The sequence below is a fragment of the Escherichia sp. E14S1 genome (assembly GCF_004211995.1).
In the GTDB taxonomy this organism is placed as follows: Bacteria; Pseudomonadota; Gammaproteobacteria; order Enterobacterales; family Enterobacteriaceae; genus Escherichia.
Map to the genome: position 1 here is coordinate 45,694 of NZ_RHJQ01000016.1, position 25,140 is coordinate 70,833.

25 protein-coding genes are annotated in these 25,140 nt (G+C 52.3%); 15 read left to right on the plus strand and 10 right to left on the minus strand.

Annotation, left to right across the window (positions count from 1 at the left end):
* Nucleotides 1–14: 14 nt before the first annotated feature.
* From dapF to uvrD, 5 genes are all read left to right on the plus strand, one after another.
* Nucleotides 15–839, plus strand: coding sequence for a diaminopimelate epimerase (dapF, locus tag D9734_RS18020; protein WP_001160654.1), 825 nt, complete (start codon nucleotides 15–17; stop codon nucleotides 837–839).
* A complete protein-coding gene (locus tag D9734_RS18025; RefSeq protein WP_130209426.1) occupies nucleotides 836–1,543 on the plus strand; it encodes a DUF484 domain-containing protein in 708 nt (235 codons plus the stop codon). The genes dapF and D9734_RS18025 overlap by 4 nt, the downstream gene beginning before the upstream one ends.
* Complete coding sequence (gene xerC, locus D9734_RS18030) at nucleotides 1,540–2,436, plus strand: tyrosine recombinase XerC (RefSeq protein WP_130209428.1); 897 nt, start codon at nucleotides 1,540–1,542, stop codon at nucleotides 2,434–2,436. Before D9734_RS18025 ends, xerC begins: the two co-directional genes overlap by 4 nt.
* Nucleotides 2,436–3,152, plus strand: a complete 717-nt coding sequence (gene yigB, locus D9734_RS18035) for a 5-amino-6-(5-phospho-D-ribitylamino)uracil phosphatase YigB (RefSeq protein WP_130209430.1) — start codon at nucleotides 2,436–2,438, stop codon at nucleotides 3,150–3,152. The genes xerC and yigB overlap by 1 nt, the downstream gene beginning before the upstream one ends.
* Before the next feature lie 83 nt (nucleotides 3,153–3,235).
* Nucleotides 3,236–5,398, plus strand: coding sequence for a DNA helicase II (uvrD, locus tag D9734_RS18040; RefSeq protein WP_000383407.1), 2,163 nt, complete (start codon nucleotides 3,236–3,238; stop codon nucleotides 5,396–5,398).
* A gap of 106 nt (nucleotides 5,399–5,504) precedes the next feature.
* On the opposite strand, the gene D9734_RS18045 is transcribed toward uvrD, so the two are convergent.
* Nucleotides 5,505–6,407 (minus strand): S-adenosyl-l-methionine hydroxide adenosyltransferase family protein, encoded by a 903-nt coding sequence (locus tag D9734_RS18045; protein ID WP_130209432.1) that lies wholly within the window; start codon nucleotides 6,405–6,407, stop codon nucleotides 5,505–5,507.
* A gap of 82 nt (nucleotides 6,408–6,489) precedes the next feature.
* The gene (locus D9734_RS18050; protein WP_130209434.1) at nucleotides 6,490–7,254 is read right to left on the minus strand and encodes a phosphodiester glycosidase family protein; all 765 of its coding nucleotides are present in this window, start codon (nucleotides 7,252–7,254) and stop codon (nucleotides 6,490–6,492) included.
* 161 nt (nucleotides 7,255–7,415) lie between these two features.
* Between D9734_RS18050 and ysgD the strand changes: the two genes are divergently transcribed.
* Nucleotides 7,416–7,472, plus strand: a complete 57-nt coding sequence (gene ysgD / locus D9734_RS23590) for a YsgD/CorL family protein (protein WP_212723238.1) — start codon at nucleotides 7,416–7,418, stop codon at nucleotides 7,470–7,472.
* Nucleotides 7,473–7,622: 150 nt separating this feature from the next.
* Entirely contained in the window at nucleotides 7,623–8,573 is a 951-nt protein-coding gene (gene corA / locus D9734_RS18055; RefSeq protein WP_130209436.1) for a magnesium/cobalt transporter CorA, read from the plus strand.
* Between the two features lie 40 nt (nucleotides 8,574–8,613).
* Here corA and D9734_RS18060 read toward each other — a convergent pair whose 3' ends face one another.
* The 4 genes from D9734_RS18060 to yigI all read right to left on the minus strand — a co-directional run bounded on the left by D9734_RS18060 (nucleotide 8,614) and on the right by yigI (nucleotide 11,057).
* A complete protein-coding gene (locus tag D9734_RS18060; protein WP_000032581.1) occupies nucleotides 8,614–8,994 on the minus strand; it encodes a DUF2628 domain-containing protein in 381 nt (126 codons plus the stop codon).
* A gap of 12 nt (nucleotides 8,995–9,006) precedes the next feature.
* A complete protein-coding gene (yigG, locus tag D9734_RS18065; protein WP_276320016.1) occupies nucleotides 9,007–9,387 on the minus strand; it encodes a protein YigG in 381 nt (126 codons plus the stop codon).
* Between the two features lie 94 nt (nucleotides 9,388–9,481).
* A complete protein-coding gene (gene rarD / locus D9734_RS18070; protein ID WP_000339104.1) occupies nucleotides 9,482–10,372 on the minus strand; it encodes an EamA family transporter RarD in 891 nt (296 codons plus the stop codon).
* A gap of 217 nt (nucleotides 10,373–10,589) precedes the next feature.
* Complete coding sequence (gene yigI / locus D9734_RS18075) at nucleotides 10,590–11,057, minus strand: acyl-CoA thioesterase YigI (protein ID WP_001277142.1); 468 nt, start codon at nucleotides 11,055–11,057, stop codon at nucleotides 10,590–10,592.
* Nucleotides 11,058–11,222: 165 nt separating this feature from the next.
* On the opposite strand from yigI, the gene pldA reads away from it, so the two are divergent.
* From pldA to rhtC, 3 genes are all read left to right on the plus strand, one after another.
* Complete coding sequence (gene pldA, locus D9734_RS18080) at nucleotides 11,223–12,092, plus strand: phospholipase A (protein ID WP_130209440.1); 870 nt, start codon at nucleotides 11,223–11,225, stop codon at nucleotides 12,090–12,092.
* A 131-nt stretch (nucleotides 12,093–12,223) separates the two neighbouring features.
* Nucleotides 12,224–14,053 carry an ATP-dependent DNA helicase RecQ gene (gene recQ, locus D9734_RS18085; protein ID WP_130209494.1) on the plus strand — a complete coding sequence of 610 codons (1,830 nt, stop codon included), beginning with the start codon at nucleotides 12,224–12,226 and terminating at the stop codon, nucleotides 14,051–14,053.
* Nucleotides 14,054–14,116: 63 nt separating this feature from the next.
* Entirely contained in the window at nucleotides 14,117–14,737 is a 621-nt protein-coding gene (gene rhtC / locus D9734_RS18090; RefSeq protein ID WP_000928845.1) for a threonine export protein RhtC, read from the plus strand.
* A 61-nt stretch (nucleotides 14,738–14,798) separates the two neighbouring features.
* On the opposite strand, the gene rhtB is transcribed toward rhtC, so the two are convergent.
* Nucleotides 14,799–15,419, minus strand: coding sequence for a homoserine/homoserine lactone efflux protein (rhtB, locus tag D9734_RS18095; protein WP_130209442.1), 621 nt, complete (start codon nucleotides 15,417–15,419; stop codon nucleotides 14,799–14,801).
* A 110-nt stretch (nucleotides 15,420–15,529) separates the two neighbouring features.
* Here rhtB and pldB point away from each other — a divergent pair, with 110 nt between their 5' ends.
* The 3 genes from pldB (at nucleotide 15,530) to bioP (ending at nucleotide 18,335) form a co-directional block, all read left to right on the plus strand.
* Nucleotides 15,530–16,552 (plus strand): lysophospholipase L2, encoded by a 1,023-nt coding sequence (gene pldB / locus D9734_RS18100; RefSeq protein ID WP_130209444.1) that lies wholly within the window; start codon nucleotides 15,530–15,532, stop codon nucleotides 16,550–16,552.
* Nucleotides 16,553–16,559: 7 nt separating this feature from the next.
* Entirely contained in the window at nucleotides 16,560–17,360 is an 801-nt protein-coding gene (gene yigL, locus D9734_RS18105; protein WP_130209446.1) for a sugar/pyridoxal phosphate phosphatase YigL, read from the plus strand.
* 75 nt (nucleotides 17,361–17,435) lie between these two features.
* Nucleotides 17,436–18,335 carry a biotin transporter gene (gene bioP / locus D9734_RS18110; RefSeq protein ID WP_001196237.1) on the plus strand — a complete coding sequence of 300 codons (900 nt, stop codon included), beginning with the start codon at nucleotides 17,436–17,438 and terminating at the stop codon, nucleotides 18,333–18,335.
* On the opposite strand, the gene metR is transcribed toward bioP, so the two are convergent.
* Complete coding sequence (metR, locus tag D9734_RS18115; protein ID WP_000573618.1) at nucleotides 18,223–19,176, minus strand: HTH-type transcriptional regulator MetR; 954 nt, start codon at nucleotides 19,174–19,176, stop codon at nucleotides 18,223–18,225. The genes bioP and metR overlap by 113 nt on opposite strands.
* Before the next feature lie 117 nt (nucleotides 19,177–19,293).
* On the opposite strand from metR, the gene metE reads away from it, so the two are divergent.
* Nucleotides 19,294–21,555, plus strand: a complete 2,262-nt coding sequence (gene metE / locus D9734_RS18120) for a 5-methyltetrahydropteroyltriglutamate--homocysteine S-methyltransferase (RefSeq protein ID WP_130209448.1) — start codon at nucleotides 19,294–19,296, stop codon at nucleotides 21,553–21,555.
* A gap of 38 nt (nucleotides 21,556–21,593) precedes the next feature.
* On the opposite strand, the gene D9734_RS18125 is transcribed toward metE, so the two are convergent.
* Entirely contained in the window at nucleotides 21,594–22,409 is an 816-nt protein-coding gene (locus D9734_RS18125) for a dienelactone hydrolase family protein (protein ID WP_130209450.1), read from the minus strand.
* 261 nt (nucleotides 22,410–22,670) lie between these two features.
* Here D9734_RS18125 and udp point away from each other — a divergent pair, with 261 nt between their 5' ends.
* Nucleotides 22,671–23,435, plus strand: a complete 765-nt coding sequence (gene udp, locus D9734_RS18130) for a uridine phosphorylase (protein ID WP_130209452.1) — start codon at nucleotides 22,671–22,673, stop codon at nucleotides 23,433–23,435.
* A 212-nt stretch (nucleotides 23,436–23,647) separates the two neighbouring features.
* Here the strand turns inward: udp and D9734_RS18135 are convergent, their stop codons facing one another.
* Nucleotides 23,648–25,138, minus strand: coding sequence for a tripartite tricarboxylate transporter permease (locus tag D9734_RS18135; RefSeq protein ID WP_130209454.1), 1,491 nt, complete (start codon nucleotides 25,136–25,138; stop codon nucleotides 23,648–23,650).
* Between the last annotated feature and the right edge of the window lie 2 nt (nucleotides 25,139–25,140).

A 25,140-nucleotide genomic window follows, 5' to 3' on the forward strand; every position in this document is an offset into this window, starting at 1 on the left:
GATTGGAGTAAATGATGCAGTTCTCGAAAATGCATGGCCTTGGCAACGATTTTATGGTCGTCGACGCGGTAACGCAGAATGTCTTTTTTTCACCGGAGCTGATTCGTCGCCTGGCGGATCGGCACCTGGGGGTAGGGTTTGACCAGTTGCTGGTGGTTGAGCCGCCTTACGATCCTGAACTGGATTTTCACTATCGCATTTTTAATGCTGATGGCAGTGAAGTGGCGCAGTGCGGCAACGGCGCGCGCTGCTTTGCCCGTTTTGTGCGTCTGAAAGGGCTGACCAATAAGCGCGATATCCGCGTCAGCACTGCCAACGGGCGGATGGTTCTGACCGTCACCGATGATGATCTGGTCCGAGTAAATATGGGCGAGCCCAACTTCGAACCTTCCGCTGTGCCGTTTCGCGCTAACAAAGCGGAAAAGACCTATATTATGCGCGCCGCCGAGCAGACAATCTTATGCGGTGTGGTGTCGATGGGAAATCCGCACTGCGTGATTCAGGTCGATGATGTCGATACCGCGGCGGTAGAAACGCTTGGCCCTGTTCTGGAAAGCCACGAACGTTTCCCGGAGCGCGCCAATATCGGTTTTATGCAAGTGGTTAAGCGCGAGCATATTCGTTTACGCGTTTATGAGCGTGGGGCAGGAGAAACCCAGGCCTGCGGCAGCGGCGCGTGTGCGGCGGTGGCGGTAGGGATTCAGCAAGGTTTGCTGGCCGAAGAAGTACGTGTGGAACTCCCTGGTGGTCGTCTTGATATCGCCTGGAAAGGTCCGGGTCATCCGTTATATATGACGGGTCCGGCAGTACATGTTTACGACGGATTTATTCATCTATGAAGCAACCAGGGGAAGAACTACAGGAAACACTCACGGAGCTTGATGACCGGGCGGTTGTCGATTATCTGATTAAAAATCCTGAGTTTTTTATCCGCAATGCGCACGCAGTAGAAGCGATACGTGTGCCGCATCCGGTACGTGGTACCGTTTCGCTGGTCGAGTGGCATCTGGCTCGCGCGCGTAACCATATTCATGTTCTGGAAGAGAACATGTCGCTGTTGATGGAACAGGCTATCGCCAACGAAGGCCTGTTTTATCGCTTACTCTACTTGCAGCGTAGTCTCACCGCCGCCAGCAGTCTCGACGATATGCTGATGCGTTTTCACCGCTGGGCGCGTGATTTAGGGCTGGCGGGCGCGAGTGTGCGCCTGTTTCCGGATCGTTGGCGCTTAGGTGCGCCGTCGAACCATACTCATCTGGCATTAAGCCGTCAGGCTTTTGAACCACTGCGTATTCAGCGGCTGGGGCAGGAGCAGCATTATCTGGGGCCGCTTAACGGGCCGGAGTTGCTGGTGGTGCTACCGGAAGCGAAAGCGGTGGGATCGGTGGCGATGTCGATGCTGGGAAGCGATGCTGATTTAGGCGTAGTGCTGTTCACCAGCCGCGATGCCAATCACTATCAACAAGGACAGGGAACGCAGTTACTTGATGAAATTGCGCTGATGATGCCGGAGCTTCTGGAGCGTTGGATTGAACGCGTATGACCAATTTACATACCGATGTAGAACGCTATCTACGTTATCTGAGCGTGGAGCGTCAGCTTAGCCCGATAACCCTGCTTAACTACCAGCGCCAGCTTGAGGCGATCATCAATTTTGCCAGCGAAAATGGCCTGCAAAGTTGGCAGCAATGCGATGTGACGATGGTGCGCAATTTTGCTGTACGCAGTCGCCGTAAAGGGCTGGGCGCGGCAAGCCTCGCATTACGCCTCTCTGCGCTACGTAGCTTTTTTGACTGGCTGGTCAGCCAGAACGAACTCAAAGCCAACCCGGCAAAAGGTGTTTCGGCACCGAAAGCGCCGCGTCACCTGCCAAAAAATATCGACGTCGATGATATGAATCGGCTGCTGGATATTGATATCAACGATCCCCTCGCCGTGCGCGATCGGGCAATGCTGGAAGTGATGTACGGCGCGGGTCTGCGTCTTTCCGAACTGGTGGGGCTGGATATCAAACACCTCGACCTGGAGTCCGGCGAAGTGTGGGTGATGGGGAAAGGCAGTAAAGAGCGCCGCCTGCCAATTGGTCGCAACGCTGTGGCGTGGATTGAGCACTGGCTTGATTTGCGCGATCTGTTTGGCAGCGAAGACGACGCGCTTTTCCTGTCGAAACTGGGCAAGCGTATCTCCGCGCGTAATGTACAGAAACGCTTTGCCGAATGGGGCATAAAACAAGGGCTGAATAATCACGTTCACCCGCATAAATTACGTCACTCGTTTGCTACGCATATGCTGGAGTCGAGCGGTGATCTTCGTGGTGTGCAGGAGCTGCTGGGTCATGCCAACCTCTCCACCACGCAAATCTATACTCATCTTGATTTTCAACACCTTGCCTCGGTGTACGATGCGGCGCATCCACGCGCCAAACGGGGGAAATAATGCGTTTTTACCGGCCTTTGGGGCGCATCTCGGCGCTCACTTTTGACCTGGATGATACCCTTTATGATAACCGTCCGGTGATCCAACGTACCGAGCAAGAAGCTCTTATCTTTGTGCAAAATTATCATCCGGCGCTGCGCAGCTTCCAGAATGAAGATCTGCAACGTCTGCGTCAGACGGTACGGGAAGCGGAACCCGAGATTTATCACGACGTAACGCGTTGGCGTTTTCGTTCGATTGAACAAGCGATGCTCGACGCTGGGCTGAGTGCGGAAGAAGCCAGTGCCGGCGCACACGCGGCAATGATCAACTTTGCCAAATGGCGTAGCCGGATCGATGTTCCGCAGCAAACCCACGACACCTTAAAACAGCTGGCGAAGAAATGGCCGCTGGTGGCGATCACCAACGGTAACGCCCAGCCGGAGCTGTTTGGCCTGGGCGACTACTTTGAGTTTGTGCTGCGTGCTGGCCCACACGGGCGCTCAAAACCGTTCAGCGATATGTACTTCCTGGCGGCGGAAAAACTCAACGTGCCGATCGGCGAGATCTTACATGTCGGGGACGATCTCACCACTGACGTGGGCGGGGCAATTCGCAGCGGAATGCAGGCCTGTTGGATCAGACCGGAAAATGGCGATCTGATGCAAACCTGGGACAGCCGTTTACTCCCGCATCTGGAAATTTCCCGGTTGGCATCTCTGACCTCGCTGATATAATCAGCAAATCTGTATATATACCCAGCTTTTTGGCGGAGGGCGTTGCGCTTCTCCGCCCAACCTATTTTTACGCGGCGGTGCCAATGGACGTTTCTTACCTGCTCGATAGCCTTAATGACAAACAGCGCGAAGCGGTGGCCGCGCCACGCAGCAACCTTCTGGTGCTGGCGGGCGCGGGCAGTGGTAAGACGCGCGTACTGGTGCATCGTATCGCCTGGCTGATGAGCGTGGAAAACTGCTCGCCATACTCGATTATGGCGGTGACGTTTACCAACAAAGCGGCGGCGGAGATGCGTCATCGTATCGGGCAACTGATGGGCACCAGCCAGGGCGGCATGTGGGTCGGCACCTTCCACGGGCTGGCGCACCGCCTGCTGCGTGCGCACCACATGGACGCCAACCTGCCGCAGGATTTCCAGATCCTCGATAGTGAAGACCAGCTGCGCCTGCTTAAGCGTCTGATCAAGGCGATGAACCTCGACGAGAAGCAGTGGCCACCGCGCCAGGCAATGTGGTACATCAACAGCCAGAAAGATGAAGGGCTGCGCCCGCATCACATTCAGAGCTATGGTAACCCGGTGGAGCAGACCTGGCAGAAGGTGTATCAGGCGTATCAGGAAGCGTGTGACCGCGCGGGCCTGGTGGACTTCGCCGAGCTGCTGCTGCGCGCCCACGAACTGTGGCTTAACAAGCCGCATATCCTGCAACACTACCGCGAACGTTTTACCAACATCCTGGTGGACGAATTCCAGGATACCAACAACATTCAGTACGCGTGGATCCGCCTGCTGGCGGGCGACACTGGCAAGGTGATGATCGTCGGTGATGACGACCAGTCAATCTACGGCTGGCGCGGGGCGCAGGTCGAGAACATTCAGCGTTTCCTCAATGATTTCCCCGGTGCTGAAACTATTCGTCTGGAGCAGAACTACCGCTCAACCAGCAATATTCTGAGCGCCGCCAACGCCCTGATTGAAAACAACAACGGGCGTCTGGGTAAAAAACTGTGGACCGATGGCGCGGACGGCGAGCCGATTTCCCTCTATTGTGCCTTTAACGAACTCGATGAAGCGCGTTTTGTGGTTAACCGTATCAAAACCTGGCAGGACAACGGCGGGGCACTTGCCGAGTGCGCCATTCTCTACCGCAGCAACGCCCAGTCGCGTGTGCTGGAAGAGGCGTTATTGCAGGCGAGTATGCCGTACCGTATTTACGGCGGGATGCGCTTCTTCGAACGTCAGGAAATCAAAGATGCGCTCTCGTATCTGCGCCTGATTGCTAACCGCAACGACGACGCGGCCTTTGAGCGTGTGGTGAATACGCCAACGCGGGGTATTGGTGACCGGACGCTGGACGTGGTGCGTCAGACATCGCGCGATCGCCAGTTAACGTTGTGGCAGGCGTGCCGTGAATTGTTGCAGGAAAAAGCCCTCGCCGGACGTGCAGCCAGCGCCTTGCAACGGTTTATGGAATTAATCGACGCCTTAGCGCAGGAAACTGCCGATATGCCTCTGCATGTACAGACTGACCGGGTAATTAAAGACTCCGGCCTGCGCACCATGTACGAGCAGGAGAAGGGAGAAAAAGGCCAGACGCGTATCGAAAACTTAGAGGAACTGGTGACGGCAACGCGCCAGTTCAGCTACAACGAAGAAGACGAAGATTTAATGCCGCTGCAGGCGTTCCTCTCCCACGCGGCGCTGGAAGCGGGCGAAGGGCAGGCGGATACCTGGCAGGATGCGGTGCAGTTGATGACGCTACACTCGGCGAAAGGTCTGGAGTTTCCGCAGGTGTTTATCGTTGGTATGGAAGAGGGCATGTTCCCAAGCCAAATGTCGCTGGATGAAGGCGGGCGTCTGGAAGAAGAACGCCGTCTGGCCTACGTTGGCGTAACCCGCGCGATGCAGAAACTGACGCTGACCTACGCGGAAACTCGCCGTCTGTATGGCAAAGAGGTTTACCATCGCCCGTCGCGCTTTATTGGCGAGCTGCCGGAAGAGTGTGTGGAAGAGGTGCGCCTGCGCGCCACGGTAAGCCGCCCGGTCAGCCATCAGCGGATGGGTACGCCAATGGTCGAGAATGACAGCGGCTACAAACTCGGCCAGCGCGTGCGCCACGCCAAGTTTGGTGAAGGCACTATCGTCAATATGGAAGGCAGCGGCGAGCATAGCCGTTTGCAGGTGGCATTCCAGGGCCAGGGAATTAAATGGCTGGTGGCAGCTTACGCCCGGCTGGAGACGGTGTAATTTATGATTCCGTTGCGGGATGAGGTGCTGCGCACCTTATTCGGCCTACAGAAATGGCACCCGGTAGGCCGGATAAGGCGTTTACGCCGCATCCGGCATCAGCACCTTACTTAGCGCACTTCTTCACATCAATATTCCAGTCAGCACCAGACGCAACCTGATGTTTCTGCGCGAAATTATCCATATTCAGCGCCACGGAAACATTCAACAAGCTGTTCAGATACACCATCGGCTGGCCTTCCGGCACATCGCCGAAGCTGGCGACATACGGCATTTTCCCTGCGTATTTTTGCTGGGAACCTTCGGAAATGGTCACACATAACGTATCGTTGAGTTTGATCCCCGCCTGATTCAACAACTCGTCGCTGATATTGCTCCAGACGTTACCGTACTGAATATCAAGAATCGGGATATTGCCCTTCACTTCACCTTTTGTCGCTTTCGCTTTCTGATAAGGCAGTTCGACAACTTTTGCCGGAAGCTCAGGCCCCACCTGCTCAAAGGAAATCGCTCCGGAAGCCAGACGCGCACCGGTGTAGGCATATACATCGCGACCATGGAAGGTATATGACTTTTCGGAACCTTTCAGGCGGTTGGTTTTTTCATCGATTTGCCGGACGCCCTCAATACCCAGCGATTCCGCCACCAAAGTGAGCGTACCGTTATCTGGTGAAACGAAGTACTGACCGTTTTTGGTTTTCAGCACCACCGATTTACGGTCAGTGCCTACGCCCGGATCGACCACACTGACAAACACCGAACCTTGCGGCCAGTAACTGGCAGTCTGATACAGGCGATAAGCACCTTCCCAGATGTTATACGGTGGAATTTCGTGTGTTAAATCAAAGATTTTAAGATTATGGTCAACGCCGAAAGCGACGCCTTTCATCGCCGATACGGCCCCATCTTTCAGGCTAAAATCCGTTTGTAAAATCAAAGCGTTATCCGCATAAGCGGACGATGATCCCAGACACGTTAATAAAAATAACGTTGCGAGCGTTTTTTTCATTTTTGTTTCCCTTCATTTATCTGATGATTTTCCAGCTGTGTAGCCAGCCCCAGTTTGTCTGGCCTCCTCGAGTGTACAATGCTTAACTTTTCCGCTCGACGGAAATCATGGTAACAAAAGGATAGCGTTGCCACGGGATTGCCCCGCCTTTCACATACATATGTGAAATCGTGCCATCAAGATAAAGCAGCTGCTCGACGTCCAGTTTCGCTTTGGCATAACAGGCAAAATCATAAAAATTTGTCGCCTGCTGGCTCAACAAAAACACAGCGTTCCCTTGTTTATTAATCCCCACACCGTTACGGATTTTGCGTGAGGCGACGTTGGGATGAATACGCGGATTAATTACGCCATTTTCCATCAGCATTGGCCCTGACTGCACCGCAAACTGAATCTCTTTACTGGCTTTAAAGGCATCCAAACGAACGATGCCGACTTTATTTCCCGCAACATAAAAAACGCCGCCAGGACGGATAAAGAAATTACCTTCCCCCGAGGCGAGATTTAACGCCACTTTCTGCTGACCGTTTTCGATGTACAAACCGAGCGGCGCATAGCTTTCATCATAGATGCCGCCGTTCATCACCATCTGAACCTGATCCTGATTATTAACATCAGCCAGCAGCGCATGTAACGTTCCCCACGCTTCGCCATTGGCTTTTTGCCAGTACATTTTCACCCGTTCGGTTTGAGGATTAACGGTATACGCCTGCACAGTCAGCGTTGGGTCAGAGAGCGCGCAGTCATCAGCAGCAACAGCAAACAAGGGGAGCAAGGTGAGAGCGAGAAAAATCCGTTTGAGATTCAAGGTGATCATTCCTTTACCAATGAGTAGCCGATGCGCCATTATAGGTCCTGGATGTGGGATTTTTTTATCCTGTTAATGACCTTGACGAGTACCAAAAAGCGCGAAGTTCAACTATTGTTCTGTGGTGTTCTGTTGCGTGTTGACGGCAAAATTTTGCTGGCGTAACATGCGCGCACGATCACTCTAAGAGGACATTCGCCTTGGACACACCCAGTAGATACTGGCTCATTATCCTGTCATCCAGGATCAACTCCTAAGGCTATCCCCTTTTGCTGATAGCCTTAGCGGTTGTCAGCGACCTCAATTTTCCCGTCGCGCTGAGTCAGGCTGTTTAATGGTCTGAAACCCAATTTGTTTCTGTGTGCCCACCGAACTGTCCGATATTTTAAGCATTGGGAGTCCCGGTCATGCTGAGCGCATTTCAACTGGAAAATAACCGACTGACCCGGCTGGAAGTCGAAGAGTCACAACCCCTTGTAAATGCAGTATGGATTGATCTTGTCGAACCGGATGACGACGAGCGACTGCGCGTACAATCTGAACTTGGCCAGAGCCTGGCAACTCGCCCGGAACTGGAAGACATCGAAGCATCGGCGCGTTTCTTTGAAGACGATGACGGCCTGCATATTCACTCCTTCTTCTTCTTTGAAGATGCGGAAGATCACGCCGGTAACTCTACTGTAGCATTTACCATCCGCGATGGTCGTCTGTTTACACTGCGTGAACGCGAGCTGCCTGCATTCCGTCTGTATCGTATGCGCGCCCGCAGCCAGTCGATGGTAGACGGTAACGCTTACGAGCTGCTGCTGGATCTGTTCGAAACCAAAATCGAACAGTTAGCGGATGAAATTGAAAACATCTACAGCGATCTGGAGCAACTGAGCCGGGTGATTATGGAAGGGCGTCAGGGCGATGAGTACGACGAGGCACTCTCCACATTGGCAGAACTGGAAGATATCGGCTGGAAAGTTCGCCTGTGTCTGATGGATACCCAGCGCGCGCTCAACTTCCTGGTACGTAAAGCACGCTTACCGGGTGGGCAACTGGAGCAGGCGCGTGAAATCCTGCGAGATATCGAGTCCCTGCTGCCGCATAACGAATCCTTGTTCCAGAAGGTGAACTTCCTGATGCAGGCGGCGATGGGCTTTATCAACATCGAGCAGAACCGCATCATCAAGATCTTCTCGGTGGTATCCGTCGTGTTCCTGCCGCCAACGCTGGTTGCTTCCAGCTACGGGATGAACTTTGAGTTTATGCCAGAGTTGAAGTGGAGCTTCGGCTACCCGGCAGCGATTATCTTTATGATCCTCGCGGGCCTGGCACCGTATCTGTACTTTAAGCGCAAGAACTGGCTGTAAAAAGAAGGCGGTGGCTTAGCCTGGCTAAGCCACCTGTTATTCAAAGGCTCCAGGTATTTAACCCTTTTACTTCTTTCTCATAGAACCATTTGTTCGTGTTAACAGCAACATAGGCTGCTACGGCAATTCCCAGAATGTTAACGCCAATTAGTGCACCAACAAATAGAGATAGAATACCAAGTAATAGAACTATAATTGCTTTTTTCCATAATCCCAGGACAAATAAATATATCCAGGAACAGAAGAAAGCAATGAAATTCATTTGAATAGTTAAGCGTTGTCTTACTTTTAATGCTTTAAATGCTGCTTTATATTCTGGTGTTGCCCCCCAGAATCCAGGAAAACCATGTTGATCATAAAAATTAAATCGATATTTCCATTTTTCACTTAATGAACCATCGTTCATATATTCCTTACTCATAAATACTCCGTACTATTGTTTTGATGAATCAGTAGGTGCAAGCATTAGCATACTGAAAGTGGAAAAGTAGCAAATTAAAAAAATCATCGAACCATTGCCTGAACAGGCAAAATCTTCGGCTATCATTGTGATGATAGAGATGATATATACTGCTAATGTACCAAAAACATAAGTTTTTATATATATGAAACCACTATCACGGAGTCGTTGGCAATTCATATTGATGACGAGATAATGGAGTGCGATGGTAGAGACTATAACAAGAAAACCAGCTTCCCCATCGTTAAAAAAAACAATAAGAAAGGCAAAAATGAAATTTATTAAAATAAAGGAAAATATATATCGGCGTCTGGAAATCTTACCGTTCGATGTTGGGATAAACATACGTAACATAAATTTTACATCCTTGTGTGAGTCTCCTGTCAGCATGGCAATATGCCCACTCTCATGCAAGAGCAGGCATATTTTTTCAGAATATATTTATTTTTTATTTGGACGTTCTACGCTGCGTATAAATCGCATCCATCACAAAAATTGCCAGCGCCACCCAAATAAAGGCGAAAGTCACCATCTTATCGGCACCCGGTTTTTCACCATAAAACGTCACAGCCAGCAGGAACATCAGCGTCGGGCCAATGTACTGGAAAAAGCCTAACGTTGAGAGACGCAGGCGTGTCGCAGCGGCGGTAAAACACAACAGCGGTACGGTAGTGACAATACCGGCGGCGATCAGCAGTAAATTCAGCGACATAGGGTTTTGCCCCATATGGCTGGTTGAGCTGTCGGCAATAGCAAACAGGTAAATCGCCGCCACGGGCAGCAACCACATGGTTTCGATTAACATGCCGGTTTGCGCTTCAACGGCAATCTTCTTGCGTACCAGGCCGTAGAAGGCAAAACTAAACGCCAGCCCCAGCGCGATAATAGGTAGCGAACCAAAAGTCCACAGCTGGACCAACACGCCACATATCGCCAGAATCACCGCCAACCATTGCATCCGGCGGAATCGCTCGCCGAGGAAAATCATCCCCAGCACAATGTTCACCAGCGGGTTAATAAAGTACCCGAGGCTCGCTTCTAGCATATGGTGATTGTTCACCGCCCAGATAAACAGTAGCCAGTTGCCGCCAATCAGCACGGCAGAGACTGCCAGCATAAAAATTTTCTGTGGCGTCTGAATCAGCGTTTTTAAATAGGACCACTGGCGGCAGATGCTCATCAGCACCACCATAAAGAAAAACGACCAGATCACGCGATGCGTCAGGATCTCATCGGCGGGCACGTAGTAAATCAGCTTGAAGTACGCTGGGGCGATACCCCAAATAAAATAAGCGGCAAGAGCGAGTAATACGCCCTGCCGCGTTTGTTTTGCATCCATTGGAAAACTCATTTTTTGTTGTTGATAGCAGTTGACCTGCTCAGTTTGCTGACAAAGTGTGCTTTGTTCATGCTGGATGCGGCGTTAACGCCTTATTCAGCCTACAAAACCATGCAAATTCAATATATTGCATTTCTCTGGTAGGCCTGATAAGCGTAGCGCATCAGGCAATTTTGCGTTTGTCATAAGTCTCAGCAGTTTACCTGCTTTTATGTATTCAACCTACCATATAGGTGGCGGTAGCACTGGCAATATAAAGCTGTTCTTCATTGTGCAGTTCAACGCGGGCGACGGCGACTTTATTACCCGCACGCAGCAGGCTACTGGTAGCTGTAAAACGCTCGCCTCTGCCTGGACGTAGATAATCGACGCGAAGATCAATTGTCCCCATCCGCGATAGCCGCTGGCGCAGTTCATCCTCACTGATGGTTTCGTGGCGGGTTAAGGTGCTACCTACACACACCAGACCCGCGGCGACGTCCAGCGCCGACGCAATGACCCCACCGTGCAAAATGCTTTGCGCCCAGTTACCAACCATCATCGGCTGATTTTTAAAGGCCAGCTGTGCAAATTCTTTTTCGTAACGCTCCAGCTCCATCCCCAATGCGCGGTTAAATGGCATGTGATAAACAAACATTTCACCCACTAATTTCAGGGCTTGTTCGGCGGTCAGTACGGCAGACATATCATCCTTACACTTCATTGGTTAATGAAATGTTGATTTTATGCTTCTTTGTTGTTGGTTTCTACTTTAGGAAGGGATAACTAACGGCAATTGAGTTAAGTATGTAAAATAGCCCGCAGAAAAAATATTCATCTAATCAATAATTCGTTACGGAGAACACGATCGATGCGGACTCTACTGGGCTGCTTGTTGCCGATGTGTATGCTGCCGATAGTGGCAAATGCGCAAGAGGCAACGGTGAAAGATGTGCATGACGCGCCAGCAGTACGTGGCAGCATTATCGGCAATATGTTGCAGGAGCATGACAATCCTTTCACCCTTTATCCTTACGACACCAACTACATCATCTACACCCAAACCAGCGATCTCAATAAAGAAGCTATTGCCAGTTACGACTGGGCAGAGAACGCGCGTAAGGATGAAGTAAAGTTCCAGTTGAGCCTGGCGTTTCCGCTGTGGCGGGGGATTTTGGGGCCAAACTCTGTACTGGGCGCTTCCTACACACAGAAATCCTGGTGGCAGCTTTCTAATAGCGATGAGTCATCACCGTTTCGTGAAACCAACTATGAACCGCAATTGTTCCTCGGGTTCGCCACCGATTACAGCTTTGCAGGCTGGACGCTGCGCGATGTGGAGATGGGTTATAATCACGACTCTAACGGACGTTCTGACCCAACTTCCCGTAGTTGGAACCGTATCTACACCCGCCTGATGGCAGAGAACGGTAACTGGCTGGTAGAAGTGAAGCCGTGGTATGTCGTCGGTAATACGGACGATAACCCGGACATCACCAAATATATGGGTTACTACCAGCTTAAAATTGGTTATCACCTCGGTGATGCTGTGCTGAGCGCGAAAGGGCAGTACAACTGGAACACCGGTTATGGTGGTGCGGAGTTAGGCTTAAGCTACCCGATCACCAAACATGTGCGTCTTTATACCCAAGTCTACAGCGGCTATGGCGAATCGCTCATCGACTATAACTTTAACCAGACCCGCGTCGGTGTGGGAGTTATGCTAAACGACCTGTTCTAATGCGAGTTGATTGAAAGGCAAATCTGGAATCCAGCATCCAGGATTATCCTCTCAGAGACTAAAAGCATTGCAGTTTCTCGCGCAGGCGCTGAAAATAGCGCCTGTTTTTATTTCAGGCAATCGGGGTGAATGTGGCGCAGGCGGAAGTGTTGAATCTGGAGTCAGGAGCTAAGCAGGTTTTACAAGAAACCTTTGGCTACCAACAGTTTCGCCCTGGTCAGGAAGAGATCATCGATACCGTACTTTCTGGTCGCGATTGCCTGGTCGTCATGCCCACTGGTGGCGGAAAATCCCTTTGCTATCAAATTCCTGCCTTATTGCTAAACGGCCTTACCGTGGTTGTTTCACCGCTGATTTCGTTGATGAAAGATCAGGTGGATCAACTGCAAGCCAACGGCGTGGCGGCGGCGTGCCTTAACTCGACGCAAACCCGAGAGCAGCAACTTGAAGTGATGACAGGCTGCCGTACCGGGCAAATTCGTCTGCTCTATATCGCGCCGGAACGCCTGATGCTGGATAACTTCCTTGAGCATCTGGCGCACTGGAATCCGGTGTTATTAGCCGTTGATGAAGCGCACTGTATCTCCCAGTGGGGCCACGATTTCCGCCCGGAATATGCCGCGCTCGGTCAGCTGCGTCAGCGTTTTCCGACGCTGCCGTTTATGGCGCTAACCGCCACCGCCGACGATACCACGCGCCAGGATATTGTGCGCCTGCTGGGGCTGAACGATCCGCTGATTCAAATCAGCAGTTTTGACCGTCCGAATATTCGCTACATGCTGATGGAGAAGTTCAAACCTCTCGATCAGTTGATGCGTTACGTGCAGGAACAGCGGGGAAAGTCGGGCATTATCTACTGCAACAGTCGGGCGAAAGTAGAAGACACAGCCGCGCGTCTGCAAAGTAAAGGAATTAGCGCGGCGGCGTATCATGCCGGCCTGGAAAACGATGTTCGCGCCGATGTGCAGGAGAAATTCCAGCGCGATGACCTGCAAATTGTGGTGGCGACCGTGGCGTTCGGCATGGGCATCAATAAACCGAACGTCCGCTTCGTGGTGCATTTTGATATTCCGCGCAATATCGAATCCTATTATCAGGAAACCGGTCGCGCCGGGCGTGATGGCCTGCCCGCGGAAGCGATGCTGTTTTACGATCCGGCTGATATGGCGTGGCTGCGCCGTTGTCTGGAAGAGAAGCCGCAAGGGCAATTGCAGGATATCGAGCGCCATAAACTCAATGCGATGGGCGCATTTGCCGAAGCGCAAACTTGCCGCCGTCTGGTGTTGCTGAACTATTTTGGCGAAGGTCGTCAGGAACCATGTGGTAACTGCGATATCTGTCTCGATCCGCCGAAACAGTACGATGGTTCGACCGATGCGCAGATTGCCCTTTCCACTATCGGTCGCGTAAATCAGCGGTTTGGGATGGGTTATGTGGTGGAAGTGATTCGTGGTGCTAATAACCAGCGTATCCGCGACTATGGTCATGACAAACTGAAAGTCTATGGTATGGGCCGTGATAAAAGTCATGAGCACTGGGTGAGCGTGATCCGCCAGCTGATTCACCTCGGCCTGGTGACGCAAAATATTGCCCAGCACTCCGCGTTGCAGCTGACGGAAGCCGCGCGCCCGGTACTGCGTGGCGAATCCTCTTTGCAACTTGCCGTGCCGCGTATTGTGGCGCTCAAACCGAAAGCGATGCAGAAATCGTTCGGCGGCAACTATGACCGTAAACTGTTCGCTAAATTACGCAAACTGCGTAAATCGATTGCCGATGAAAGCAATGTCCCGCCGTACGTGGTGTTTAACGACGCAACCTTAATTGAGATGGCGGAACAGATGCCGATCACCGCCAGCGAAATGCTCAGCGTTAACGGCGTTGGGATGCGCAAGCTGGAACGCTTTGGTAAACCGTTTATGACGCTTATCCGCGCGCATGTTGACGGCGACGACGAAGAGTAGTCAGCGGCATAAAAAAGTGCCAGGATGAAGATTCCGTAAACGTTTTCCCCGCGAGTCAATTGTATGTTGATGTTATTCCTCACCGTTGCCATGGTGCACATCGTGGCGCTTATGAGCCCCGGTCCCGATTTCTTTTTTGTCTCTCAGACCGCCGTTAGTCGTTCCCGTAAAGAAGCGATGATGGGTGTGCTGGGCATTACCTGCGGCGTAATGGTTTGGGCTGGGATTGCGCTGCTTGGCCTGCATCTGATTATCGAAAAAATGGCCTGGCTGCATACGCTGATTATGGTAGGTGGTGGCCTGTATCTCTGCTGGATGGGTTATCAGATGCTGCGTAGTGCACTGAAAAAAGAGGTTGTTTCTGCACCTGCGCCACAGGTAGAACTGGCGAAAAGTGGGCGCAGTTTCCTGAAAGGTTTACTGACCAATCTCGCCAATCCGAAAGCGATTATCTACTTTGGCTCGGTATTCTCATTGTTTGTCGGCGATAACGTCGGCACCACCGAACGCTGGGGCATTTTCGCGCTGATTATTGTCGAAACGCTGGCATGGTTTACCGTCGTTGCCAGCCTGTTTGCCCTGCCGCAAATGCGCCGTGGTTATCAACGTCTGGCGAAGTGGATTGATGGTTTTGCCGGGGCATTATTTGCCGGATTTGGCATTCATTTGATTATTTCGCGTTGATGCCAGACGCGTCATCAGAGTAAGTCGGATAAGGCGTTTACGCCGCATCCGACATTATTTTTTAAGCATGTCTCGCCGATGCCAACAGCGCTCCCACCAGCATAAACAGCGAGCCGAAAATCTTATTCAATGCCTTCATTTGTTTCGGCCCTTTTATCCATAACGCGATCCGTTGGGCGAGGGTGGCGTAACCGATCATCACAATAATATCGACCACAATGGTGGTGACGCCGAGCACGATATATTGCATAACTTGCGGCTGCTGCGGCATGATGAATTGCGGAAATAGCGCTGCCAGAAACACAATACTTTTGGGATTGGTGAGATTCACAAACACGGCCCGTTGGTACAGATGACGCCGTGATTGGGTCGGGGTCAGCGATTTAAGGTCAATTGCACCAGCGGCGCGCCACTGCTGGATCCCCAGCCAAATCAGGTAAGCCGCTCCCGCCCACTTCAACACTTCAAACGCAATCAATGAGCGGGAAAATAGCGTCCCCAATCCCACGCCAACCAGCACAATATGAATCGCCAGCCCGGTTTGTAAACCAGCAATAGACGCCACTGCACCACGATAACCGTGGTTAAGGGAAGTGGTCATGGTATTGATTGCGCCAGAGCCTGGCGACAGGCTTAAAATGATCGATGTCAGCAGGTAGGCAAACCACCATTCTAAAGTCATGATGAACTCCCGGTGTGTCTATTTTTGTGCCACAATACGCTACTGTCGCAGCGTTGTGTCAGGCACGCTTAAAAAAACGATTTTACGTGGTTTAAGAGGCTGATTACCCGATGTTTCAGCAGCAAAAAGACTGGGAAACAAGAGAAAAAGCGTTTGCTGCTTTTACCATGGGACCGCTGACTGATTTCTGGCGTCAGCGTGATGAAGCAGAGTTTACTGGTGTGGATGACATTCCGGTGCGCTTTGTCCGTTTTCGCGCGCAGCACCATGACCGGGTGGTCGTCATCTGTCCAGGGCGCATTGAGAGCTACGTAAAATATGCGGAACTGGCTTATGACCTGTTTCAACTGGGGTTTGACGTATTAATCATCGACCATCGCGGGCAAGGGCGTTCTGGTCGTCTGTTAGCCGATCCACATCTCGGCCATGTTAATCGCTTTGATGATTATGTTGATGATTTGGCGGCGTTCTGGCAACAAGAGGTCCAGCCAGGTCCGTGGCGTAAACGCTATATACTGGCCCACTCGATGGGCGGCGCAATCTCCACTCTGTTCTTGCAACGCCATCCTGGCGTGTGCGATGCCATTGCACTGACCGCACCAATGTTTGGTATTGTGATTCGCATGCCGTCATTTATGGCGCGGCAGATCCTAAACTGGGCCGAAGCGCACCCACGTTTTCGCGATGGCTATGCGATAGGCACCGGGCGCTGGCGCGCCTTGCCGTTTACCATCAACGTGCTTACCCACAGCAGGCAGCGATATCGGCGCAATCTACGCTTCTATGCTGATGACCCAACGATTCGTGTCGGCGGGCCGACATACCATTGGGTACGTGAAAGTATTCTGGCCGGAGAACAGGTGTTAGCCGGAGCAGGTGATGACGCCACGCCAACGCTGCTTTTGCAGGCTGAAGAAGAGCGCGTGGTGGATAACCGCATGCACGACCGTTTTTGTGAACTTCGCGCCGCCGCGGGCCACCCTGTAGAAGGAGGTCGACCGTTGGTAATTAAAGGTGCGTACCACGAGATCCTTTTTGAAAAGGACGCAATGCGCTCAGTCGCGCTCCACGCCATCGTTGATTTTTTCAACAGGCATAACTCACCCAGCGGAAACCGCTCTACAGAGGTTTAAATTTCTTATGTACCAGGTTGTTGCGTCTGATTTAGATGGCACGTTACTTTCTCCCGACCATACGTTATCCCCTTACGCCAAAGAAACTCTGAAGCTGCTCACCGCGCGCGGCATCAACTTTGTGTTTGCGACTGGTCGCCACCACGTTGATGTGGGGCAAATTCGCGATAATCTGGAGATTAAGTCTTACATGATTACCTCCAATGGCGCGCGCGTTCACGATCTGGATGGCAATCTGGTTTTTGCTCATAACCTGGATCGCGACATTGCCAGTGACCTGTTTGGCGTAGTCAACGACAATCCGGACATCATTACTAACGTTTATCGCGACGACGAATGGTTTATGAATCGCCACCGCCCGGAAGAGATGCGCTTTTTTAAAGAAGCGGTATTCAAATATGCGCTGTATGAGCCGGGGTTGCTGGAACCAGAAGGTGTCAGCAAAGTGTTCTTCACCAGTGATTCCCATGAAAAACTTCTGCCACTGGAGCAAGCGATTAACGCTCGCTGGGGCGATCGCGTCAATGTCAGTTTCTCTACCTTAACCTGCCTGGAAGTCATGGCTGGCGGCGTTTCAAAAGGCCATGCCCTGGAAGCGGTAGCGAAGAAACTGGGCTACAGCCTGCAAGATTGTATTGCCTTTGGCGATGGAATGAACGATGCCGAAATGCTGTCGATGGCGGGTAAAGGCTGCATTATGGGCAGCGCACACCAACGGCTGAAAGACTTGCATCCAGAGCTGGAAGTGATTGGTACTAACGCCGAAGACGCAGTGCCGCATTATCTGCGTAAGCTCTATTTATCGTAATCGTTCTTTATTTGGTCAGTTGTCAACCTGATACTTCGCTACAATGGATACTCGTTAATCAAAGAGTTTTCCATTGTGGCGCTACTTATCATCACCACGATTCTGTGGGCCTTCTCCTTTAGCTTTTATGGCGAGTACCTTGCGGGCCACGTCGATAGCTATTTTGCGGTGCTGGTGCGCGTTGGCCTGGCGGCACTCGTTTTTCTGCCGTTTCTGCGTACCCGTGGCAATAGCCTGAAAACGGTCGGCCTGTATATGCTGGTGGGCGCGATGCAGCTTGGCGTGATGTATATGCTGAGTTTCCGTGCTTATCTCTACCTGACGGTCTCCGAACTGTTGCTGTTCACCGTGCTGACGCCGCTCTACATCACGCTGATTTATGACATCATGAGCAAGCGCCGCCTGCGCTGGGGCTATGCCTTTAGCGCCTTGCTGGCGGTGATTGGCGCCGGAATTATTCGCTACGATCAGGTCACCGACCATTTCTGGACGGGCCTGCTGCTGGTACAACTCTCCAATATCACTTTTGCCATTGGTATGGTGGGTTACAAACGCCTGATGGAAACTCGCCCGATGCCGCAGCATAACGCTTTTGCGTGGTTCTATCTCGGCGCGTTCCTGGTGGCGGTGATTGCATGGTTCTTGCTGGGAAATGCGCAGAAAATGCCGCAAACCACGCTGCAATGGGGCATTCTGGTGTTTCTTGGCGTGGTGGCTTCCGGAATTGGCTACTTTATGTGGAACTACGGCGCGACGCAGGTGGACGCCGGAACGCTGGGCATTATGAATAATATGCACGTTCCGGCAGGGCTGCTGGTTAACCTGGCTATCTGGCACCAACAGCCGCACTGGCCAACGTTTATTACAGGCGCGCTGGTGATCCTGGCCTCACTGTGGGTGCATCGTAAGTGGGTCGCTCCGCGCTCTTCACAAACGGCAGATGATCGCAGGCGTGATTGCGCGCTGAACGAATAAACGCTTCTGTAATCGGCTGACGCTGCTCGCCATCGCGCACGGCGGCGTACAGTCGGCTCCACAAGCCTTCGCCCAGGGTTTTGGTGACCACCAGGCCCTGGCGTTCAAAACTCTCCACTACCCAATGCGGTAGTGCGGCAATACCCATCCGTGCGGCAACCATCTGAATCAACAATAAGGTGTTATCGACGCTTTTCAGTGACGGGCTGACGCCTGCTGGCTGAAGAAAATGCCGCCAGACATCCAGTCGGCTACGCTGCACCGGATAAATCAACAGCGTTTCGCTGGCGAGATCTTCCGGTGTAATACGCGTTTTTGCCGCCAGTGGATGGTCAGGTGCTAACACCAGACGCACTTCATAGTCGAACATCGGCGAATAATGCAGGCCACTGCGCGGCAGAATATCGGACGTCATCACCAGATCCAGCTCGCCCTGTTGCAACGCAGGCTGCGGATCAAACGTTACGCCCGATTTAAAATCCATCTCCACCTGCGGCCAGTTCTTATGGAAATTTTCTAATGCGGGCGTCAGCCACTGAATACAGCTATGGCACTCTATGGCAATGCGCAGGCGCGTCTGCTGCGGTTCATTGCAGGCTTGCAGTGCCTGGCTAATTTGCGGCAGCACCTGATTTGCCAGTTGTAGCAGGATTTCTCCTTGCGGTGTAAAGCGAAGCGGCTGGCTTTTACGCACAAATAGCCGGAAGCCGAGGCGTTGTTCCAGATCGCTAAACTGGTGAGACAGGGCGGATTGCGTCTGATGCAACGTCGCCGCAGCGGCTGCGAGCGAGCCGCAGTTCCGCAACGCTTGTAGCGTTTTCAGGTGTTTTACTTCGATCATGAAAGTCCTTCACTTCGGCATGAATAATTTGCGCTTGAGGAATATACAGTAACTGGCAAATATGGATGTGTAAACATCTGGACGTCTAAATACTAAAAATTCCACAAGGGGCATATAATGACAATTCTTAATCACACCCTCGGTTTTCCTCGCGTTGGCCTGCGTCGCGAGCTGAAAAAAGCGCAAGAAAGTTATTGGGCGGGGAACTCCACGCGTGAAGAACTGCTGGCAGTAGGGCGTGAATTGCGTGCTCGTCACTGGGATCAACAAAAGCAAGCGGGTATCGACCTGCTGCCGGTGGGCGATTTTGCCTGGTACGATCATGTTCTGACCACCAGCCTGCTGCTGGGTAACGTTCCGGCGCGTCACCAGAACAAAGATGGTTCGGTAGATATCGACACCCTGTTCCGTATTGGTCGTGGACGTGCACCGACTGGCGAACCTGCGGCAGCGGCGGAAATGACCAAATGGTTTAACACCAACTATCACTACATGGTGCCGGAGTTCGTTAAAGGCCAACAGTTCAAACTGACCTGGACGCAGCTGCTGGAGGAAGTGGACGAGGCGCTGGCGCTGGGCCACAAGGTGAAACCTGTGCTGCTGGGGCCGATTACCTACCTGTGGCTGGGGAAAGTGAAAGGTGAACAGTTTGACCGCCTGAGCCTGCTGAACGACATTCTGCCGGTTTATCAGCAAGTGCTGGCAGAACTGGCAAAACGCGGCATTGAGTGGGTACAGATCGACGAACCCGCGCTGGTACTGGAACTGCCGCAGGCGTGGCTGGACGCATACAAACCCGCTTACGACGCGCTCCAGGGGCAGGTGAAACTGCTGCTGACTACCTATTTTGAAGGCGTCACACCAAACCTCAACACGATTACTGCGCTGCCTGTTCAGGGGCTGCATGTTGACCTCGTGCATGGCAAAGATGACGTTGTTGAACTGCACAAGCGTTTGCCTTCTGACTGGCTGCTGTCTGCTGGTCTTATCAATGGTCGTAACGTCTGGCGCGCCGATCTTACCGAGAAATATGCACAAGTTAAGGATATCGTCGGCAAACGTGATTTGTGGGTGGCATCTTCCTGCTCACTGCTGCACAGCCCCATCGACCTGAGCGTGGAAACGCGTCTTGATGCAGAAGTGAAAAGCTGGTTTGCCTTCGCCCTGCAAAAATGCCATGAACTGGCGCTGCTGCGCGATGCGCTGAACAGTGGTGACACGGCAGCTCTGGCAGAGTGGAGCGCCCCGATTCAGGCACGCCGCCACTCTACCCGTGTACATAATCCGGCGGTAGAAAAACGTCTGGCGGCGATCACCGCCCAGGACAGTCAGCGTGCGAATGTCTATGAAGTGCGTGCCGAAGCCCAGCGTGCGCGTTTTAAACTGCCCGCGTGGCCGACCACCACGATTGGTTCCTTCCCGCAAACCACGGAAATTCGTACTTTGCGTCTGGATTTCAAAAAGGGCAATCTTGACGCCAATAACTACCGCACGGGCATTGCGGAACATATCAAGCAGGCCATTGTTGAGCAGGAACGTTTGGGACTGGATGTGCTGGTACATGGCGAGGCCGAGCGTAACGACATGGTGGAATACTTTGGTGAGCATCTCGACGGTTTTGTCTTTACGCAAAACGGTTGGGTACAGAGCTACGGTTCCCGCTGCGTGAAGCCACCGATTGTTATTGGTGACGTTAGCCGCCCGGCACCGATCACCGTAGAGTGGGCGAAGTATGCACAATCGCTGACCGACAAACCGGTGAAAGGGATGCTGACTGGCCCGGTGACGATTCTCTGCTGGTCGTTCCCGCGTGAAGATGTCAGCCGTGAAACCATCGCCAAACAAATTGCGCTGGCGCTGCGTGATGAAGTGGCGGACCTGGAAGCGGCAGGGATTGGTATCATCCAGATTGACGAACCGGCACTGCGCGAAGGTTTACCGCTGCGCCGCAGCGGCTGGGATGCTTATCTCCAGTGGGGCGTAGAGGCCTTCCGTATCAACGCCGCCGTAGCGAAAGATGAAACGCAAATCCACACTCACATGTGTTATTGCGAGTTCAACGACATCATGGATTCGATTGCGGCGCTGGACGCAGACGTCATCACCATCGAAACCTCGCGTTCCGACATGGAGTTGCTGGAGTCATTTGAAGAGTTTGATTATCCGAATGAAATTGGCCCGGGCGTCTATGACATTCACTCGCCAAACGTACCGAGTGTGGAATGGATTGAAGCCTTGCTGAAGAAAGCGGCAAAACGCATTCCGGCAGAGCGTCTGTGGGTCAACCCGGACTGCGGCCTGAAAACGCGTGGCTGGCCAGAAACCCGCGCCGCGCTGGCAAACATGGTGCAGGCGGCGCAGAATTTGCGTCGGGGGTAAATCCAAACCGGGTGGTAATACCACCCGGTCTTTTCTCATTACAGCGACTTCTTGCCACCATACTGCCTGAACCATTCCAGCATACGCTGCCAGCCGTCTTTTGCAGATTCTGCATGATAGCTCGGACGATAATCGGCGTTGAACGCATGCCCGGCATCCGGGTAAACGATAATCTCTGCTTTCGCGTTTGCTGCCCGCAGCGCCTGGCGCATCGTTTCCACGCTCTCTTGCGGAATGCTGTTATCCTGGCCGCCATATAAGCCGAGAACCGGAGCGTTAAGATCGGTTGCGATATCAACAGGTTGTTTCGGTGAATTCAGTGACTTATCGCCCGTCAGTTTGCCGTACCACGCCACTGCGGCTTTTAACTGTGGATTATGCGCGGCATACAGCCAGGTGATGCGTCCGCCCCAGCAAAATCCGGTGATCATTAAACGATGGACATCGCCGCCGTTGCGTGACGCCCAACTGGCGACATGATCGAGATCGGCCAATACCTGTGAGTCAGGTACTTTTGCCACCAGACCACTTAGCAGCGTTGGGATATCGGCGAAATCATTCGGATCGCCTTCGCGGAAATAGAGTTCTGGTGCGATAGCCAGATACCCCTCCAGCGCCAGACGGCGACAAATATCGCGGATATGTTCATGCACGCCAAAAATTTCTTGCACTACAATGACCACTGGCAGTGGGCCATCGCTCTGCTTTGGGCGGGCATGGTAAGCAGGCATGTTATCCCCTTGTGAAGGGATAGAGGTGAACCCTGCCACAATCGCATCTTCCGGGGTCTGAACGATGGTCGAGGCGAGGGGCGATGCAGCAGGTGCAAATCCAGATTGTTGTGTTGTTGCCATGGTATTCTCCGTACCCTTATAAAAATTTTGCGCAATGTTAACTATAGTCAGCATGCAACAAATCACATTGCCTGAATCGGCTCATCTTTTATGCAACAACACACGGTAAAGAGTTATTTATGTGATTTAAATCACTTTTATCAGGTAAATGCATGCAACACATTTGCGTCATGGTGATGGGTGTCACGAAAAAATGTTAAATCCTTCGGTAAAGTGTCTTTTTGCTTCTTCTGACTAAACCGATTCACAGAGGAGTTGTATATGTCCAAGTCTGATGTTTTTCATCTCGGCCTCACTAAAAACGATTTACAAGGGGCTACGCTTGCCATCGTCCCTGGCGACCCGGATCGTGTGGAAAAGATCGCCGCGCTGATGGATAAGCCGGTTAAGCTGGCATCTCACCGCGAATTCACCACCTGGCGCGCAGAGCTGGATGGTAAACCTGTTATTGTCTGCTCTACCGGTATCGGCGGTCCGTCTACTTCTATTGCTGTTGAAGAGCTGGCACAGCTGGGCATTCGCACTTTCCTGCGTATCGGTACGACGGGAGCTATTCAGCCGCATATTAATGTTGGTGATGTCCTGGTTACCACGGCGTCTGTTCGTCTGGATGGCGCGAGCCTGCACTTCGCTCCGCTGGAGTTCCCGGCTGTCGCTGATTTCGAATGTACGACTGCACTGGTAGAAGCCGCGAAATCCATTGGCGCGACCACCCACATTGGTGTGACTGCTTCTTCTGACACCTTCTACCCGGGCCAGGAGCGTTACGATACTTACTCTGGTCGCGTAGTCCGTCACTTTAAAGGTTCTATGGAAGAGTGGCAGGCGATGGGCGTGATGAACTATGAAATGGAATCTGCAACTTTGCTGACCATGTGTGCAAGCCAGGGCCTGCGCGCCGGTATGGTGGCGGGCGTTATCGTTAACCGTACCCAGCAAGAGATCCCGAACGCCGAGACGATGAAACAAACCGAAAGCCATGCGGTGAAAATCGTAGTGGAAGCGGCGCGTCGTCTGCTGAAATAAAAAAATGCTCCCTGGCTTAGGGGAGCATTCCGATTGTTGTTAACGTGTGCTTTGTTCATGCCGGATGCGGCGTGAACGCCTTATCCTGGCCTACAAAAGCATGCAAATTCAATATATTGCATTTCTGTGGTAGGCCTGATAAGCGCAGCGCATCAGGCAATTTAGCGTTTGTCATCAGTCTCATACTCGCCAACTTCGGAGAGCGATATCTGTTACTGACGCCGTAAGCGCATAATTTTGCGGATTATTGGTGTCAGTAGCGTAAAGGCTGCCAGAGTCAGCAATGCCAGGGTGATCGGTCGGGTATACAGAAAGTCGAGTGACCCACCCGAAAGCGACAGCGCCCGGCGAAAATTACTTTCTGCCATTGGCCCCATAATCAATGCCAGGACCACTGGCGACGCCGGATATCCCCCTTTCTGCATGAAATAGCCCACTACGCCCGCAATCAGCATAATGCCGACATCAAACAGGCTATTGTTCAGCGCATAAGTCCCAACAACACAAAGCGCGAGGATCATCGGCGTGAGAATATTGCCGGGGATCTTCACCACGTTGCCGATGACTTTCAAAGAGAGCAGCCCAAGCACTAACAGCATGAAGTAACAGAAGATCATGCCGACAAACAGCGTATAAACCATATCGCCGTGGTCGGTAAACATCAGTGGGCCTGGTTGCATCCCTTGTAACGTTAACGCGCCCAGCATGATGGCGGTTACCGCATCGCCAGGGATCCCCAGCGTCAGCATAGGTAACAAGGCGCCACCGGTGCAGCCATTCGCGCCTGCCTCACTGGACGCCACCGCCTTAATCTCACCCTTACCAAAGTTTTCTGGTGTCTTACTGAAACGACGAGTTTCGTTATAGGCAACAAAAGCTGCAATATCCGCCCCCGCACCGGGGATCATGCCGATAAAAACCCCTAATCCTGATGAGCGCAAAATGGTTAATGCGATGCGACGTAGCGTTTGCCAGGGCAGTAACAGACTGCCGATAGCCACCTTCGCCCCCTGACGAATTTGCTGGTTTTGCTCCATAGAGCGGAATGCCTCTGAAGCAGCAAATAAACCAATCATCACCGGGATAAATGGCACATTCATCAGCTCCACAAATCCACCTGTAAACCGTGGAAAACCGCCCATTGGATCAAGGCCTATCGTTGCGATCAGCAATCCGCCAACTCCGGCAATCAGTCCTTTAATCAACGACTCGCCGGAAATACTGGCAATAATACTCAGCCCGAAGGTTGCCAGGGCGAAGGACTCTGAAGCACTAAACTTCAACGCCCAACTGGCAAGTACCGGAGAGAGAAACATCAGCACAATAATGCTGATTGTTCCGCCGCTAAAGGAAGAGAACGTGGCGGCACTCAACGCCAGCCCGGCTTTTCCCTGCTTCGTCAGCTCATAACCGTCAATTGCGGTGGCTGCGGCTGCGGGTGTGCCTGGAATTTTGAGCAAAATTGCGGTGATAGAACCGCCATAGACGCCGCCAAAAAAGACGCCGCAAATCATCAACAAGCCAGAAACAGGCTCCATGCCGTAGGTGAAAGGCAGTAAAATCGCCACCCCCATGGTCGCTGTTAAACCGGGCAGGGCGCCAATCACAATACCCAGCATCACCCCAAACGTGGCAAACAGCAGCGCCTGAGGATTACTGAGTAATGTCGAAAAACCCTGAGTTAAAAGTTCACTTTCAAACATTG

What these genes read in the sequence shown, in the direction of transcription:
- D9734_RS18060 (WP_000032581.1), bottom strand. Translation starts at nt 8,994, where the DNA reads ATGAGTAAGGAATATATGAACGATGGTTCATTAAGTGAAAAATGGAAA.
- D9734_RS18025 (WP_130209426.1), top strand. Translation starts at nt 836, where the DNA reads ATGAAGCAACCAGGGGAAGAACTACAGGAAACACTCACGGAGCTTGAT.
- xerC (WP_130209428.1), top strand. Translation starts at nt 1,540, where the DNA reads ATGACCAATTTACATACCGATGTAGAACGCTATCTACGTTATCTGAGC.
- pldB (WP_130209444.1), top strand. Translation starts at nt 15,530, where the DNA reads ATGTTTCAGCAGCAAAAAGACTGGGAAACAAGAGAAAAAGCGTTTGCT.
- pldA (WP_130209440.1), top strand. Translation starts at nt 11,223, where the DNA reads ATGCGGACTCTACTGGGCTGCTTGTTGCCGATGTGTATGCTGCCGATA.
- yigG (WP_276320016.1), bottom strand. Translation starts at nt 9,387, where the DNA reads ATGTTACGTATGTTTATCCCAACATCGAACGGTAAGATTTCCAGACGC.
- yigL (WP_130209446.1), top strand. Translation starts at nt 16,560, where the DNA reads ATGTACCAGGTTGTTGCGTCTGATTTAGATGGCACGTTACTTTCTCCC.
- rhtB (WP_130209442.1), bottom strand. Translation starts at nt 15,419, where the DNA reads ATGACTTTAGAATGGTGGTTTGCCTACCTGCTGACATCGATCATTTTA.
- corA (WP_130209436.1), top strand. Translation starts at nt 7,623, where the DNA reads ATGCTGAGCGCATTTCAACTGGAAAATAACCGACTGACCCGGCTGGAA.
- dapF (WP_001160654.1), top strand. Translation starts at nt 15, where the DNA reads ATGCAGTTCTCGAAAATGCATGGCCTTGGCAACGATTTTATGGTCGTC.
- rhtC (WP_000928845.1), top strand. Translation starts at nt 14,117, where the DNA reads ATGTTGATGTTATTCCTCACCGTTGCCATGGTGCACATCGTGGCGCTT.
- D9734_RS18045 (WP_130209432.1), bottom strand. Translation starts at nt 6,407, where the DNA reads ATGAAAAAAACGCTCGCAACGTTATTTTTATTAACGTGTCTGGGATCA.
- metE (WP_130209448.1), top strand. Translation starts at nt 19,294, where the DNA reads ATGACAATTCTTAATCACACCCTCGGTTTTCCTCGCGTTGGCCTGCGT.
- udp (WP_130209452.1), top strand. Translation starts at nt 22,671, where the DNA reads ATGTCCAAGTCTGATGTTTTTCATCTCGGCCTCACTAAAAACGATTTA.
- rarD (WP_000339104.1), bottom strand. Translation starts at nt 10,372, where the DNA reads ATGGATGCAAAACAAACGCGGCAGGGCGTATTACTCGCTCTTGCCGCT.
- D9734_RS18135 (WP_130209454.1), bottom strand. Translation starts at nt 25,138, where the DNA reads ATGTTTGAAAGTGAACTTTTAACTCAGGGTTTTTCGACATTACTCAGT.
- metR (WP_000573618.1), bottom strand. Translation starts at nt 19,176, where the DNA reads ATGATCGAAGTAAAACACCTGAAAACGCTACAAGCGTTGCGGAACTGC.
- uvrD (WP_000383407.1), top strand. Translation starts at nt 3,236, where the DNA reads ATGGACGTTTCTTACCTGCTCGATAGCCTTAATGACAAACAGCGCGAA.
- D9734_RS18050 (WP_130209434.1), bottom strand. Translation starts at nt 7,254, where the DNA reads ATGGCGCATCGGCTACTCATTGGTAAAGGAATGATCACCTTGAATCTC.
- yigI (WP_001277142.1), bottom strand. Translation starts at nt 11,057, where the DNA reads ATGTCTGCCGTACTGACCGCCGAACAAGCCCTGAAATTAGTGGGTGAA.
- yigB (WP_130209430.1), top strand. Translation starts at nt 2,436, where the DNA reads ATGCGTTTTTACCGGCCTTTGGGGCGCATCTCGGCGCTCACTTTTGAC.
- D9734_RS18125 (WP_130209450.1), bottom strand. Translation starts at nt 22,409, where the DNA reads ATGGCAACAACACAACAATCTGGATTTGCACCTGCTGCATCGCCCCTC.